The 13,985-nt window shown below is 60.3% G+C and carries 12 protein-coding genes; 4 read left to right on the forward strand and 8 right to left on the reverse strand.

What is annotated here, in order from left to right:
- A complete protein-coding gene (locus ACYZTY_RS14955; protein WP_461959162.1) occupies positions 1–2,169 on the reverse strand; it encodes a xanthine dehydrogenase family protein molybdopterin-binding subunit in 2,169 nt (722 codons plus the stop codon).
- A 25-nt stretch (positions 2,170–2,194) separates the two neighbouring features.
- Positions 2,195–2,650 carry a (2Fe-2S)-binding protein gene (locus ACYZTY_RS14960; RefSeq protein WP_010459764.1) on the reverse strand — a complete coding sequence of 152 codons (456 nt, stop codon included), beginning with the start codon at positions 2,648–2,650 and terminating at the stop codon, positions 2,195–2,197.
- 1,014 nt (positions 2,651–3,664) lie between these two features.
- Here ACYZTY_RS14960 and ACYZTY_RS14965 point away from each other — a divergent pair.
- Positions 3,665–4,723: an IS110 family RNA-guided transposase gene (locus ACYZTY_RS14965; RefSeq protein ID WP_461959234.1), complete on the forward strand. Its 1,059-nt coding sequence runs from the start codon at positions 3,665–3,667 to the stop codon at positions 4,721–4,723.
- Between the two features lie 650 nt (positions 4,724–5,373).
- Here the strand turns inward: ACYZTY_RS14965 and ACYZTY_RS14970 are convergent.
- Both ACYZTY_RS14970 and ACYZTY_RS14975 read right to left on the reverse strand, forming a co-directional pair.
- Positions 5,374–6,432, reverse strand: a complete 1,059-nt coding sequence (locus tag ACYZTY_RS14970; RefSeq protein WP_461959234.1) for an IS110 family RNA-guided transposase — start codon at positions 6,430–6,432, stop codon at positions 5,374–5,376.
- A 294-nt stretch (positions 6,433–6,726) separates the two neighbouring features.
- The gene (locus ACYZTY_RS14975; RefSeq protein WP_461959163.1) at positions 6,727–7,572 is read right to left on the reverse strand and encodes an oxidoreductase; all 846 of its coding nucleotides are present in this window, start codon (positions 7,570–7,572) and stop codon (positions 6,727–6,729) included.
- Positions 7,573–7,684: 112 nt separating this feature from the next.
- Between ACYZTY_RS14975 and ACYZTY_RS14980 the strand changes: the two genes are divergently transcribed.
- Complete coding sequence (locus ACYZTY_RS14980; RefSeq protein WP_461959164.1) at positions 7,685–8,602, forward strand: LysR family transcriptional regulator; 918 nt, start codon at positions 7,685–7,687, stop codon at positions 8,600–8,602.
- Here ACYZTY_RS14980 and ACYZTY_RS14985 read toward each other — a convergent pair.
- Both ACYZTY_RS14985 and ACYZTY_RS14990 read right to left on the reverse strand, forming a co-directional pair.
- Positions 8,599–9,753, reverse strand: coding sequence for an NnrS family protein (locus tag ACYZTY_RS14985; RefSeq protein ID WP_461959165.1), 1,155 nt, complete (start codon positions 9,751–9,753; stop codon positions 8,599–8,601). The two genes, ACYZTY_RS14980 and ACYZTY_RS14985, sit on opposite strands and share 4 nt — an antisense overlap.
- Entirely contained in the window at positions 9,753–10,001 is a 249-nt protein-coding gene (locus ACYZTY_RS14990) for a transmembrane sensor/regulator PpyR (protein WP_461959166.1), read from the reverse strand. The genes ACYZTY_RS14985 and ACYZTY_RS14990 overlap by 1 nt, the downstream gene beginning before the upstream one ends.
- 264 nt (positions 10,002–10,265) lie before the next feature.
- Between ACYZTY_RS14990 and ACYZTY_RS14995 the strand changes: the two genes are divergently transcribed.
- Both ACYZTY_RS14995 and ACYZTY_RS15000 read left to right on the forward strand, forming a co-directional pair.
- Positions 10,266–10,763, forward strand: coding sequence for a VOC family protein (locus ACYZTY_RS14995; RefSeq protein WP_461959167.1), 498 nt, complete (start codon positions 10,266–10,268; stop codon positions 10,761–10,763).
- A gap of 35 nt (positions 10,764–10,798) precedes the next feature.
- Positions 10,799–11,632 carry an AraC family ligand binding domain-containing protein gene (locus tag ACYZTY_RS15000; RefSeq protein ID WP_461959168.1) on the forward strand — a complete coding sequence of 278 codons (834 nt, stop codon included), beginning with the start codon at positions 10,799–10,801 and terminating at the stop codon, positions 11,630–11,632.
- Here the strand turns inward: ACYZTY_RS15000 and ACYZTY_RS15005 are convergent, their stop codons facing one another.
- Together ACYZTY_RS15005 and ACYZTY_RS15010 are read right to left on the reverse strand one after the other, a co-directional pair.
- Entirely contained in the window at positions 11,633–12,220 is a 588-nt protein-coding gene (locus ACYZTY_RS15005; RefSeq protein WP_461959169.1) for a LysE family translocator, read from the reverse strand.
- Positions 12,221–12,476: 256 nt separating this feature from the next.
- On the reverse strand, positions 12,477–13,985 hold the full coding sequence (locus tag ACYZTY_RS15010) for a tripartite tricarboxylate transporter permease (protein ID WP_461959170.1): 1,509 nt from the start codon (positions 13,983–13,985) through the stop codon (positions 12,477–12,479).

Below are 13,985 nucleotides of genomic sequence, written 5' to 3' on the forward strand. Positions count from 1 at the left end.
TCACACCCCCGACAGTTGCAACGGCAGTTCCCGCAAGCGTTGCCCGGTCAGGGCGAACACCGCGTTGGCCACTGCCGGTGCCGTGGGTGGGACGCCGGCCTCGCCGATACCGCCGGACCTTTCGGTGCTCGGCACGATATGCACTTCAACCACCGGCATTTCGTTCAGCCGCAGCACTTGATAGTCGTGGTAGTTGGATTGCACCACCTGGCCGTCCTTGAACGTCAGTTTGCTGTGCAAGGTAAAGCCGAGGCCGAAGGTGATGCAGGACTCCATTTGCGCAGCGATGCTCATCGGGTTGACCGCAATCCCGCAGTCCACAGCGCACACCACCCGGTGCACGCGGATTTTCAGGTTGTCCTGAGACACTTCAGCGACCTGGGCCACGTAACTGCCGAAGGATTCATGCACCGCCACACCCAGCGCGTGACCGTCCGGCAATGGCGCTTTCCAGTTGGCTTTCTCGACGGCAAGGTTCAACACGCCCAAATGCCGTGGATGCGCCTTGAGCAAGGTTCGCCGGTATTCCACCGGGTCCTTGCCGGCCGCCTCTGCCAGCTCGTCGATCAACGACTCCATGACAAACGCCGTGTGGCTGTGCCCCACCGAACGCAGCCACAACACGCTGATGCCGGTTGTCGGCGAGTGCAGTTCCACCTGGTGATTGGCCATGCCCTTAAGGTATGGGCTATCGGCAACACCTTCGACCGAGGTCTTGTCGACACCGTCCTTGACCATAGTTGCCTCGAGCATGGTGCCGGCCATGATCGACTGACCGACCATCACATGCTTCCAGGCCATGGGCATGCCGCCCGCGTCCAGCCCGATGCGTGCCTGATGCAGGAACGCCGAACGGTAGTAACCGCCGCGCACGTCGTCCTCCCGGGACCAGACGGTTTTCACCGGCGCGCCTGCCGCCTTGGCCACCTGCACCGCTTCTGCGACAAAATCGGAGGTCGGATTGGCCCGACGACCGAAGCCGCCGCCGAGAAATTCAGTGTGGATTTCAACCTGTTCGGGCTTGAGCCCGGTGATCTTGCCCGCAATCATTTGGTCCAGGGTCTGGAACTGCGTGCCGGTCCAGATCTCGCACTTGTCCTTGGAGATTTTCACCGTGCAATTGAGCGGTTCCATCGGCGCGTGAGCCAGGTACGGCACGCTGTATTCGACGTCGATGGTCTTGGCGGCTTTGCCCAGCGCAGAGCTGGTATCGCCGGCCTTACTGGCCGAGGTGCCGGGGATGGCTGCGAGTTTGCGGAAGCTCTCCAGCAGTTTCTGACTGTCGAGGCCGACGTTCGGCCCCAGGTCCCACTCGACTTTCAGCGCATCGCGCCCAAGCTTCGCCGCCCAGTAATGGTCGGCAATCACCGCCACGCCAGTAGGCACTTGCACGACTTTGTGCACGCCCGGCACGGCCAGCGCTTCGGCGCCTTCGAAAGATTTGACGCTGCCGCCAAACACCGGTGGACGGGCGACCATGGCAGTCATCAAGCCATCGAATTGCACGTCCATGCCGAACTTGGCCCGGCCGGTGATTTTCTCCGGGGTGTCCAGGCGCTTGGTGGGTTTGCCGATGAGTTTCCAGTCCTTGGCCTCCTTGAACTTGATCGAGGCCGGGTCCGGTACCGGCAGCTTGCCGGCGTCGTCCGCCAGTTCGCCGTAGGTCGCGCGTTTGTCGCCGGCAATGACCACGCCGGATTCGGTGCGAATCGCCGAGGGCGCGACGTTGAAGCGCTTGGCCGCCGCATCGACCAGCATCAAACGCGCTGCCGCCCCAGCCTGACGATAGCGATCAAACTCCATCCAGGTCGAGGTCGAGCCGCCGGTGATCTGCATCCCGCCGAACCCCGCCATACCGTAATCCGCCGCCGACGCGGGTGAATGTTCGACGCGGATTTTTGACCAGTCGGCGTCCAGCTCTTCGGCAATCAACATGGTCAGGCCGGTCCAGATTCCCTGGCCCATTTCCGAGTGGCCGAGCAGCACGGTGACGACGTTGTCGTTGCCGATCCGTAAAAACGCATTGGGCGCGAAAGTATTGCCTTCATTCTCCGCCCCCAAGGCAAAGCGATGAGTGCCGGGGATGACGAACGCCACCACCAGACCACCGCCCAACAGTGCGCTGCCCTTGAGAAAACCTCGACGTGATACAGGGTTGATGCTGTTCATGGTTCAGGCTCCCGTCAACGTGGCATCAACCGATCTCGGCGGCGCGTTTGACCGCGGCACGGATCCTTGGGTAGGTGCCGCAACGGCAGATATTGCCGGAGAGCGCCTGATCGATGTCGCTGTCGGTGGGCTTGGGGATCTTCGCCAGCAACGCAGCGGCGGACATGATCTGCCCGGACTGGCAGTAACCGCACTGCACCACGTCGAGTTCGGCCCAGGCTTGTTGCACCGGGTGCGAGCCGTCGGTGGACAGGCCTTCGATAGTGAGGATTTTTTGCCCGTGGGCCACCGCAGTGGCGGGTGTGATGCAGGAACGCAGCGGCGCGCCGTCGACGTGCACGGTGCAGGCGCCACACTGGGCCATGCCGCAACCGAATTTGGTGCCCGTCAGGTGCGCGACATCGCGCAAGACCCAGAGCAGCGGCATGTCCGCGGGGACATCCAGCTCCTGATCCTTGCCATTGATGTTCAGGGTCAGCATTGCAAATTTCCTCAGACTCACGGTGTTCTGAAGGGGCGTCGCTGTGACAACGGAATGCCTACGCGCGCCTCGGGTTATCCCTACAGCTAAGCGCAAATTACCGGGCGAGACCGGTTCATCGACCACCGGTCACATGAAAAAGACTGAAACGGCACGCTCTGTAGCAGCTGTCGAGCCTGCGAGGCTGCGTCCGGCGACGAAGTCGTCGTAAACCCTGCGGACACGATTTTCCTGACGCACCGCGGGGTCTGATTTCACGACGACTGCGTCGCCGGACGCAGCCTCGCGCAGCTCGGCAGCTGCTACGGACGGTGTTAAAGCTTAGAAATCCGCCATGCCTGCAACTCATCAATAACTGGGGAGACCACCGGTCACATGAAAAAGACTGAAACGGCACGCTCTGTAGCAGCTGCCGAGCCTGCGAGGCTGCGTCCGGCGACGAAGTCGTCGTAAACCCTGCGGACACGATTTTCCTGACGCACCGCGGGGTCTGATTTCACGACGACTGCGTCGCCGGACGCAGCCTCGCGCAGCTCGGCAGCTGCTACGGACGGTGTTAAAGCTTAGAAATCCGCCATGCCTGCAACTCATCAATAACTGGGAAGACCACCGGTCACATGAAAAAGACTGAAATGGCACGCTCTGTAGCAGCTGCCGAGCCTGCGAGGCTGCGTCCGGCGACGAAGTCGTCGTAAACCCTGCGGACGCGATTTTCCTGACGCACCGCGGGGTCTGATTTCACGACGACTGCGTCGCCGGACGCAGCCTCGCGCAGCTCGGCAGCTGCTACGGACGGTGTTAAAGCTTAGAAATCCGCCATGCATGCAACTCATCAATAACTGGGGAGACCACAGGTCACATGAAAAAGACTGAAATGGCACGCTCTGTAATTGGATGGACTCGCCCAAGCCGAGGCGTCAATGCGCCACGATGGCAGTCTAAACAGCCAACGACAGCGAGGGCGAGTCCATGAAAAAGCATACTTCGATTGATCAATCCCTGTCTTCTTCCGATTTGTCGGCCTGCACAACCGTGGCGATCGATCTGGCCAAGCAGGTCTTTCAGGTCGCCGGTGAAGACGTCCTCGGCCAGGTGCACTACGAGCAACGGATCAAGTCGCGCGAGGCGTTTTATGAGTTTCTACGCCAGTTGCCGCCTCATGTCGTGGTTCTGATGGAGACCGGTCCGGGTGCTCAAGCCTGGGCCCGGCAGCTGCAAGACCAAGGCAATCTGGCGCGGATTCTTCCAGCCCGTTTGGTGGCCACACATCGTAGCGGGCCTAAAAATGATCGCAACGATGCGCTGGCGATTCTGCGGGCTGGTCGCGATGAAAAGATCTACGCAGTGCCGGTCAAAAGCGTTGCGGCGCTGGCAATGCAGGCGTTGCATCGCGCCCGCCAAGGCTATGTGCGTCGACGCACGGCGGTGAGCAATCAGATGCGCGGCCTGCTGCTCGAGCATGGCGTGGCCTTGGCGCAAGGTGACGTTGCGATCAGCCAGAAAATTCCGCGGGTCCTGGAAGATGCCACCCAGCCGGTGCCGGGCCTGCTGCGTGAACTGATCGACGAACTGTTGGCCGAGTGGCGCCATTTGAGCGAGCGCATCAGCGTGCTGACGGGGCGCCTGGAAGTGGCTGCCAACGCCGACATGACGGCGAAGCGACTGATGACTGTGCGCGGCATCGGCCCAGTTACTGCCACGGCACTGGTGGCCAAGGAAACCAAGCCTGAGCGATTTCCCAACGCCCGCAAGTTTGCCGCGTACTTTGGCATGGTGCCTGACCAGCACAGCAGCGGGCAGACGATCCGGCTGGGGGACATGACCAAGCGAGGTGATGTTTATTTACGCAGCCTGATGATCCAAGGAGCCCATGCAGTGCTGCAACAACTACGACCTGATTCCCAGCAACCCGATGACCGCCGCTTGTTGCGCTGGATGAGCCGGCTGGGCCGTAAGGAGGCTGCGATCAGGCTAGCCAACCGCAACCTGCGAATCGTCTGGGTGCTTCTACAGAATGACCAGACTTATCGTCGCCAGGCTGGTGATGGCCAGCAAGCGACGATGAGCCACTGAGCGACAGAGTTCTGCCACCGAGGTACTAACTGTCCGGCCCTTTGCTGAAAAAAAATTGACCCCAGGTAAGACCGGCGTGGATTGATGCCTTAGCTGCTACTGGCCTTCGAGGCCTGACTGTAATCGGCATACCACGAGCTCTTCCAATTTTGGCCAGAAGCCGAAGACGGCTTCCTCGAATAGGCCTAATACATAGATGCAACGGGGCGGCGGTTTTTCAAAAGCGGGTAGACAGTGGGGGCGAGTCCATACATAGCAGCTGCCGAGCCTGCGAGGCTGCGTCCGGCGACGAAGTCGTCGTAAACCCTGCGGACACGATTTTCCTGACGCACCGCGGGGTCTGATTTCACGACGACTGCGTCGCCGGACGCAGCCTCGCGCAGCTCGGCAGCTGCTATGTATGGACTCGCCCCCACTGTCTACCCGCTTTTGAAAAACCGCCGCCCCGTTGCATCTATGTATTAGGCCTATTCGAGGAAGCCGTCTTCGGCTTCTGGCCAAAATTGGAAGAGCTCGTGGTATGCCGATTACAGTCAGGCCTCGAAGGCCAGTAGCAGCTAAGGCATCAATCCACGCCGGTCTTACCTGGGGTCAATTTTTTTTCAGCAAAGGGCCGGACAGTTAGTACCTCGGTGGCAGAACTCTGTCGCTCAGTGGCTCATCGTCGCTTGCTGGCCATCACCAGCCTGGCGACGATAAGTCTGGTCATTCTGTAGAAGCACCCAGACGATTCGCAGGTTGCGGTTGGCTAGCCTGATCGCAGCCTCCTTACGGCCCAGCCGGCTCATCCAGCGCAACAAGCGGCGGTCATCGGGTTGCTGGGAATCAGGTCGTAGTTGTTGCAGCACTGCATGGGCTCCTTGGATCATCAGGCTGCGTAAATAAACATCACCTCGCTTGGTCATGTCCCCCAGCCGGATCGTCTGCCCGCTGCTGTGCTGGTCAGGCACCATGCCAAAGTACGCGGCAAACTTGCGGGCGTTGGGAAATCGCTCAGGCTTGGTTTCCTTGGCCACCAGTGCCGTGGCAGTAACTGGGCCGATGCCGCGCACAGTCATCAGTCGCTTCGCCGTCATGTCGGCGTTGGCAGCCACTTCCAGGCGCCCCGTCAGCACGCTGATGCGCTCGCTCAAATGGCGCCACTCGGCCAACAGTTCGTCGATCAGTTCACGCAGCAGGCCCGGCACCGGCTGGGTGGCATCTTCCAGGACCCGCGGAATTTTCTGGCTGATCGCAACGTCACCTTGCGCCAAGGCCACGCCATGCTCGAGCAGCAGGCCGCGCATCTGATTGCTCACCGCCGTGCGTCGACGCACATAGCCTTGGCGGGCGCGATGCAACGCCTGCATTGCCAGCGCCGCAACGCTTTTGACCGGCACTGCGTAGATCTTTTCATCGCGACCAGCCCGCAGAATCGCCAGCGCATCGTTGCGATCATTTTTAGGCCCGCTACGATGTGTGGCCACCAAACGGGCTGGAAGAATCCGCGCCAGATTGCCTTGGTCTTGCAGCTGCCGGGCCCAGGCTTGAGCACCCGGACCGGTCTCCATCAGAACCACGACATGAGGCGGCAACTGGCGTAGAAACTCATAAAACGCCTCGCGCGACTTGATCCGTTGCTCGTAGTGCACCTGGCCGAGGACGTCTTCACCGGCGACCTGAAAGACCTGCTTGGCCAGATCGATCGCCACGGTTGTGCAGGCCGACAAATCGGAAGAAGACAGGGATTGATCAATCGAAGTATGCTTTTTCATGGACTCGCCCTCGCTGTCGTTGGCTGTTTAGACTGCCATCGTGGCGCATTGACGCCTCGGCTTGGGCGAGTCCATCCAATTACGGACGGTGTTAAAGCTTAGAAATCCGCCATGCCTGCAACTCATCAATAACTGGGGAGACCACCGGTCACATGAAAAAGACTGAAATGGCACGCTCTGTAGCAGCTGCCGTTGTGGCGAGGGGATAAATCCCCTCGCCACAACGGCAGCTACGGACAGGGTTGAGGTTTAGAAATCGGTAGAGACCGACACTTCACGCCATGTATGCAATTCATCGGCAACGAAGGCGTTCTTGGCTTCGATCGCCGCGACGCAGTCACTGCCCAGCGGCAAGCGCAGCGGTGCTTTTTTCGCTTCCACCAGGGTGATCATGGTCTGCGCGAGCTTGTCCGGATCGCCCGGCTGATTCAGGGTCACGGCCTTGGCAATTTTGCGCACCTCACCCGCGGTGGCGTCGTAGTCGGCAATCGTGGATGGGGATTCGACCAGCGAATTGCCTTCGAGGAATTCGGTCCGGAAGTAACCAGGCTCGACAACAGTGACTTTGACCCCCACCGGCGCCAATTCGGCGTGCAGCGCCTCGCTCAGCCCTTCAACGGCAAACTTGGTCGAGCAATAGACGCCGAAGCCCGGCCCCGACGCGTAACCGCCCACCGATGACAGATTGATCACGTGCCCACTGCGAGCGGCGCGCATGTACGGCAGGACGGCGCGAGTGACGTTCAGCAAGCCGAAGACGTTAGTTTCGTACACACGTCGCACCTCGTCGGCGCTGGCTTCTTCCACCGCGCCCAGCAAGCCGAAGCCCGCGTTGTTAACCAGCACGTCGATGCGCCCGAAGTGGTCAATGGCAGCCTTGGCAACCGCAACGCCTTGCGCTTCGTTGGTCACATCGAGGGACACGGCGAGCAACGCGGATTGAGTGCCAAAACGCTGGGTGACGCTGCTGGCATCACGGGCGGTGGCAACCACTGCATCGCCATTGGCCAGTGCGGCGGCGGCAATCTTTGCGCCGATCCCGCGGGAAGCGCCAGTGATGAGCCAGACACGTTTGAAATTGTGGGAAGTGGTCATGATCGTGTTCCTTGTTTGGGTTGGGGTTAGCACAAGGTACGCAGGAAGATTCGTCCGAAAAATGCCCTCGTGTTACAAGCACTATGAAACTGTCTTTCATAATGGCACCGATATGAACCATGACCCGTTCGACGGCTTGACCGAGTTTCTGGCGGTGGCCGAGCATAAAAGCTTCACCCTTGCCGCCACCCGGTTGGCGGTGACGCCCACGGCGGTCAGCCACGCGATCAAACTGCTGGAGCGGCGCACCGGCGTGTTGCTGTTCCAGCGCACCACACGCCGGGTGGCGTTGACCGAGGCCGGTGCCAGCCTGTTCGCTCGTTTGCGCCCGGCGGCCAGTGAAATCGATGAAGCGTTGGCGGTGCTCAGTGGTTTTCGCGACCAGCCGATGGGCACGCTGCGCATCACCGCACCGCGCCTGTCCGGCGCCTTGTTGATCGAGCCGCTGATGCCGCTGTTTCGCCAGGCTTATCCGCAGGTCAGCCTCGACATTTCCCTGGACGACGCCACGGTCGACCTGATGGAGAGCGGTTTCGATGCCGGGATCCGGCTGGGTGAGTCCATCGAGAAAGACATGATCGCCGTGCGCCTGACACCCGACCTGCAATGGTCAGTGGTCGGCTCGCCGGATTACTTCGCCAAGGCCGGCAAACCACTCAGCCCGGAAGCGCTGACCCGGCATGAGTGCATCGGCTTCCGCTTCGCCAACTCTGGCAGCGCACATCGCTGGGAGTTTCGCCGCGACGGGCGAGACTTCACGGTAGGCGTCGAGAGTGGCGTGATCGTCAATGATCGCAAGCTACTGATCTCCGCAGCCCGAAACGGGCTCGGACTCGCTTACGCCTGCAACCTGGAGATCATCGACGAGCTGGCGAACGGTCAACTGGAGCAGGTGCTGCAGCCGTTCGTGCCGCTGAGTTCGGCGTTGTACCTGTACTTCCCCAGCCGAACCCAGACCCAACCGAAACTGCGTGCCTTCATCGATATGGCCACGCAGTGGATAGCTGATCGTGGCGGCCTGGGGCGTTAGAGCCTCGGCTTGAGCAAGATGGCGGTGTAGTGCATGAGAAACAGGCCGAAAGCACTGCTCCAAAGCAGCGCCGAGAGTCCTAGCCCCAGCCCGGAAAACGGTACAACAAACACCCGGCTCACACCGGCGACAACCAGCAAGGCAAACCCCAGCACCACGGTGTTCGACGGCTGCAACAGGCGCCCGGTATGACCCAGACTGACCCGCGCAATCATCGCCAGAATCAGCCCGCCGATCCCACCGACGGCCAAGGCGTGCGTGGCCAGACTTTGTTGCGGCATAAGGCCTGCGTGCCACAACGCCATCGCCAACGCGGCAACCACCAGCCAGGCATAAGCGAGGTACAGCGACCAGAGCAGCGGCACGCGCCAAAGGCCCCGGTCATGCCAGCGCCACAAGCGCAGCAGGTGCAACACGCCCATCAGCAAAAACAACGCCGCCAGCCAAGGCCTGGGGACGTCGTTCAACCCGCCAGCAAAGGACATCGCGGCGAGCAGGCTGCTCAGCAACAACACTTTGGTTGGCAACGCGTGAGCGGCGGGTGCAGTGGCACGGTTCAAGCCGCGCTGGATGAAGAAGGGAATGACCCGGCCGCCAATCACCGTCATCAGCGCCGCCACCAGCCACAAGGCCGCCAGCACGCCACGCCGTTGCAGGCCTGCATCATCCATCGCGATGCCCCACAACGTCATGCCCTGACAGCCTGCCATCAGCGCAATCACCAACAGAATCGGGTAGTTGTCGCGCTTGCCGGCGGCCACCAGATCCCGTCCGATCGCCCATGCCAGAAGTGGTAGAAACGGCACTTGCAACACCAACAGCACGCTATCGGAAACGGGCAGCAACCAAGCCAGTCGCGCCAGCAGCCATACCAGCACCAGCCCCATCAACGGCCAGCCGTTGAGGCCCGGGCGTCCGGTCCAGTTCGGCACGGCGGTGAGCAGGAACCCGCCGATGATTGCCGAGGCAAAACCGAACGGCATTTCATGCCGGTGCCAGGCCAGCATCCCACCAACAGGCTGTGCGCCGGGCAGTCGTCCGTAAAGCCAAAGCGCCCAGATCGCCACCGCGATCGCAGCGAACCCGGCACCTGCCAAAAAGAACGGTCGAAAGCCTAGACTGAAGACGGGCGCAGCAGCGAGTCGGCGCATCAGGCCACCGCCCCGACCAGGCCTTTACCCAAGCGATGCTGGGCCAGCAGCCGCATGACGTAGCCGATCTTGATCAAGGTCGGGCCGATAATGGTCATGGCATGCATCGTCACCAGGGCGACAATCGGCAAATGGCCGTCGTAGAGATAGGCGCCGTAGATACCGACCAGGAGCAGCGCCAGGCCAGCGCCAAGCACGCGGCTCGACAGGTGCAGAACGTTCTGAGGATTGCTGAAGAAATCGAACATTTTCCCGTACTCCTGAAGCAGTTCAGTTGTACGTTTTACTTATCAAGTCTCGTGCCAGTTTTTTAACCCATATAAATCAGCTATCTGAAGCAAATGGTGTCATATCGACCAATTACAAAAATAGTCTATATGACTCAATTAATTGTCATTTCGACTCCATTTCAGAATTACCTGCGGGCAATTGTCGATCTACGGTCCAGCCAATCGACTCCAAGCTGGCTACGCTGATAATCCAGCATGAGTAACCCGTAGAGGAGCATCACCATGCAGCGCGTACAAAAACTGACTCCCTGCCTCTGGTTCGACAATCAGGCCGAAGAGGCTGCGAAGTTTTACTGCTCAATCTTCGATCATTCGAAAATCACCGCCCTCACTCACTACGGCAAGGCCGGCCAGGAGGTTCATGGCATGCCTGAAGGCTCGGTGCTGACGGTCAGTTTCGAACTCGACGGACAGCCGATGACAGGACTCAATGGCGGCCCGGTTTTCACATTCAGCGAAGCGGTTTCATTTCAGGTCAATTGCCAGAGCCAGGACGAAGTCGACCATTTCTGGGGCGCCCTTTCCGCCCATCCAGAAAATGAGCAGTGCGGTTGGGTCAAGGACAAATTCGGCCTGTCCTGGCAGATCGTGCCGGTCGTCATGATGGACATGCTCAAAGACCCCGACACCAAGAAATCGCAACGCGCCATGCAAGCCATGATGCAGATGAAAAAACTCGACATTGCGGCGTTGCAGCGAGCCTTTGACGGCGAGAGCTAATACACTCCGTTGCTGGCCTGCCGAGGACACTGACGATGAAGCACACCGTTGCCAAAGACGCTGACAAATCACCCCGCTTCTGGCGCGACGATGCCCTGCCCTTCATCGAAGCCCGATCCATCGCCGACGGCCGCGAGGTTTGCTACACCCGACATGCCCACGAGCACTTTTCCATCGGTGCGATTACCGCCGGGCGCAGTACCTACATCCATGAGCAAGCGCAGTTCCAGGTCAGCGCCGGCACCGTGGTGTTGATGAACCCCGATGATGTCCATGCCTGCAATCCCATCGACAACCAGCCGTGGTCATACTTGATGTTGTACGTCGAGACGCCTTGGCTGACCGACTTGCAGCATCAGCTCGGCTTCAGCCAGGACTCGGCGTTTCGGCGGTTTTCCATCACCCACACCCGCGATGACAACCTGTTCGCCGGCCTCAACAGCTTGTACGAAATACTGGTTGATCCCCTGCAGGATGTGTTGTGCAAACACAGTGCGGCGGTGGAGTTTTTTACCGATGTGCAACAGCGGCTCAATCCTGTCGATCAACCGCTGCGTGAACCCAATTTCAAGCTGGAACGGGCCGCCGACTACATCCGCGACAACTGCACACTCCAGCTCAAGCTCGAGGACATCTGCGAGGCGGCTCAACTGTCGCCGTCCTACCTGATTCGCGCCTTCAAACACCATTACGGCATGACGCCCCACGCCTTTCTGGTCAACCGGCGGATCCAGTTCGCCCGGGATCAATTGCGTAGCGGCAAGTTGATTGCTGATGTAGCGCTGGAAGCGGGATTTGCCGATCAGGCGCATTTTCAGCGGGTATTCAAACAGCATCTGGCGGCCACACCGGGGCAATATCGAGGCTGATCAGGGTAACAACAGGTACGCCGCACACACCGCCAACAGCAACGCCATGATCCGGTTGAACAGGCGCATGCCCGCAGGATTGCTCAAGTAACCTCGCAAAAAGGTGCCAGCGTAAGCCCAGCAACCGACGGATACGTAGCAGATTACCAAGTACACCGCCGCGAACTGCCAGACCAACCGCGCCTCGCCATCCGCGACGAAGGCGCCCATCCCCGCCACACACGCCAGCCAGGCTTTCGGGTTAAGCCATTGCATCACCGCGCCGTACAACATCGACGGTGCCCGGCGCGACTCTTTTGCATCGATGCGACCATCGTCCGCCGCCAGTTTCCAGGCCATGAACAACAGAAACGCCACGCCCGCCAGTTGCACCACCCGCGTCAGCGCCGGCCACAGCCGCAACACTTCATGCAAGCCCAGGCCCATCAACACCAGCAATAAAACGAACCCCATTGTGGCCCCGGCCACATGCCGCTGACTGGCGCGAAAACCGAATTGCGCGCCCGAACTCAACGCGACAATGTTCACCGGCCCCGGCGTTATCGACGCCACCAGGGCAAATGCCGCCATGGAAATAATCAGACTCATCGCACACCTTCTTCAATTCAGGGAAATCAGCGCTCAAGGTACGGAGCGCCTTGCCCTGCGTATTGAAGAAAACTGCCTAATGAGAGGCGACACGGTCCCTGTAGCAGCTGGCGAAGCCTGCGTTCGGCTGCGAAGCAGTCGTGAGATCAGACAATGCGGTGTTTCAGGGAGACCGTGTGATCAGGTTTTACGACTGCTGCGCAGCCGGACGCAGGCTTCGCCAGCTGCTACAGGGTTCGTGGTGTGCTTTAGGTGATCAATCATCCTCGTGCAACTTGATACCCCGAGCATGCAGCAGATGAGGCACGATCAAGACCAACAGCGTCAGCGCGAGGAACGACGCGGCAATGGGTTGCGTCAAAAATATCATCCAGTCCCCTTCGCTGATGGACAACGCGTTGCGCAGTTGTTTTTCAGCCATCGGCCCCAGCAGCATGCCCACGATCACGGGCGCAACGGGGAAATCGAAACGCCGCATCAGCACCCCGCCCCAACCGATGCCCAGCATCAGCAACAGGTCGAACGAAGAGTGGCGCATGCCGTACACGCCGATGGTGGCGAACACTAGAATGCCGGCATTGAGGTACGGTCGGGGAATCTGCAACAGTTTGACCCACAACCCCACCAACGGCAGGTTCAACACCAGCAGGATGACGTTGCCGATGTACAGCGAGGCGACAAGGGTCCAGACCAGGTCACCCGACGTCTGGAACAGCATCGGCCCCGGCTGCAGGTTGTAGTTCTGGAACGCCGCCAGCAGGATCGCCGCCGTGGCGGACGTCGGGATACCGAGCGTCAGCAGCGGCACCAGAGAACCGGTGGCGCTGGCATTGTTGGCCGCCTCGGGGCCGGCCACCCCTTCAATGGCGCCCTCACCCTTGCTGCCCGCGAACTCATTCGGAAACTTGCTCAATTTGCGTTCGGCGGAATAAGACAAAAACGTCGGAATTTCAGCGCCACCCGCCGGAATCGAGCCGAAAGGAAAACCAATCAGCGTGCCCCGCAACCAGGCAGGAATCGAGCGTTTCCAGTCAGAGCGCGTCATCCACAACGACGTCAGTCGGTGCCGACCCGACGCTTCCTCTTTTTGATAAAGCAGGCTGTACAACGCCTCGCCCACAGCAAACAAGCCGACCGCCACCAGCACCACTTCGATGCCATCCACCAACTCCGGCACACCCAGGGTGTAGCGGGCAATGCCCGAGGTCGAGTCGAGGCCGATCAAGCCGATGGTCAGGCCAATCCCGAGCGAAGCAAAACCCCGCAGCATCGAGGCGCCGAGCACTGCCGACACGGTCGTGAAGGACAGCACCAGAATCGCAAAATACTCCGCAGGGCCAAAATTGAGCGCCAGCGTGGCAACGATGGGGGCAAACAGTGTGAGCAGAACCGTCGCGATGGTACCGGCGACGAACGAACCGATTGCCGCCGTCGCCAGGGCCGGCCCTGCCCGTCCGTTACGGGCCATCAAGTTACCTTCCAGGGCGGTGACCATGGACGACGATTCCCCGGGTGTGTTGAGCAGAATCGAGGTTGTCGATCCGCCAAATTGCGCGCCATAGTAAATGCCGGCGAACATGATCAGCGCCCCGGTCGGATCGACTTTGGCAGTGATCGGCAACAGCAGCGCAACGGTCAGTGCCGGTCCAATCCCGGGCAATACACCGATCGCCGTGCCGAGCAAGCAGCCAATAAATCCCCACATCAAATTGATCGGGGTCAGCGCGGCGGCAAAACCGACGGCCAGGCTTGAGAGAATATCCAC

It is taken from the genome of Pseudomonas sp. LB1P83 (assembly GCF_054897885.1).

Coding starts and splice junctions, on each gene's coding strand:
- ACYZTY_RS14955 (WP_461959162.1), bottom strand. CDS start 2,169: ATGAACAGCATCAACCCTGTATCACGTCGAGGTTTTCTCAAGGGCAGC.
- ACYZTY_RS14960 (WP_010459764.1), bottom strand. CDS start 2,650: ATGCTGACCCTGAACATCAATGGCAAGGATCAGGAGCTGGATGTCCCC.
- ACYZTY_RS14975 (WP_461959163.1), bottom strand. CDS start 7,572: ATGACCACTTCCCACAATTTCAAACGTGTCTGGCTCATCACTGGCGCT.
- ACYZTY_RS14980 (WP_461959164.1), top strand. CDS start 7,685: ATGAACCATGACCCGTTCGACGGCTTGACCGAGTTTCTGGCGGTGGCC.
- ACYZTY_RS14985 (WP_461959165.1), bottom strand. CDS start 9,753: ATGCGCCGACTCGCTGCTGCGCCCGTCTTCAGTCTAGGCTTTCGACCG.
- ACYZTY_RS14990 (WP_461959166.1), bottom strand. CDS start 10,001: ATGTTCGATTTCTTCAGCAATCCTCAGAACGTTCTGCACCTGTCGAGC.
- ACYZTY_RS14995 (WP_461959167.1), top strand. CDS start 10,266: ATGCAGCGCGTACAAAAACTGACTCCCTGCCTCTGGTTCGACAATCAG.
- ACYZTY_RS15000 (WP_461959168.1), top strand. CDS start 10,799: ATGAAGCACACCGTTGCCAAAGACGCTGACAAATCACCCCGCTTCTGG.
- ACYZTY_RS15005 (WP_461959169.1), bottom strand. CDS start 12,220: ATGAGTCTGATTATTTCCATGGCGGCATTTGCCCTGGTGGCGTCGATA.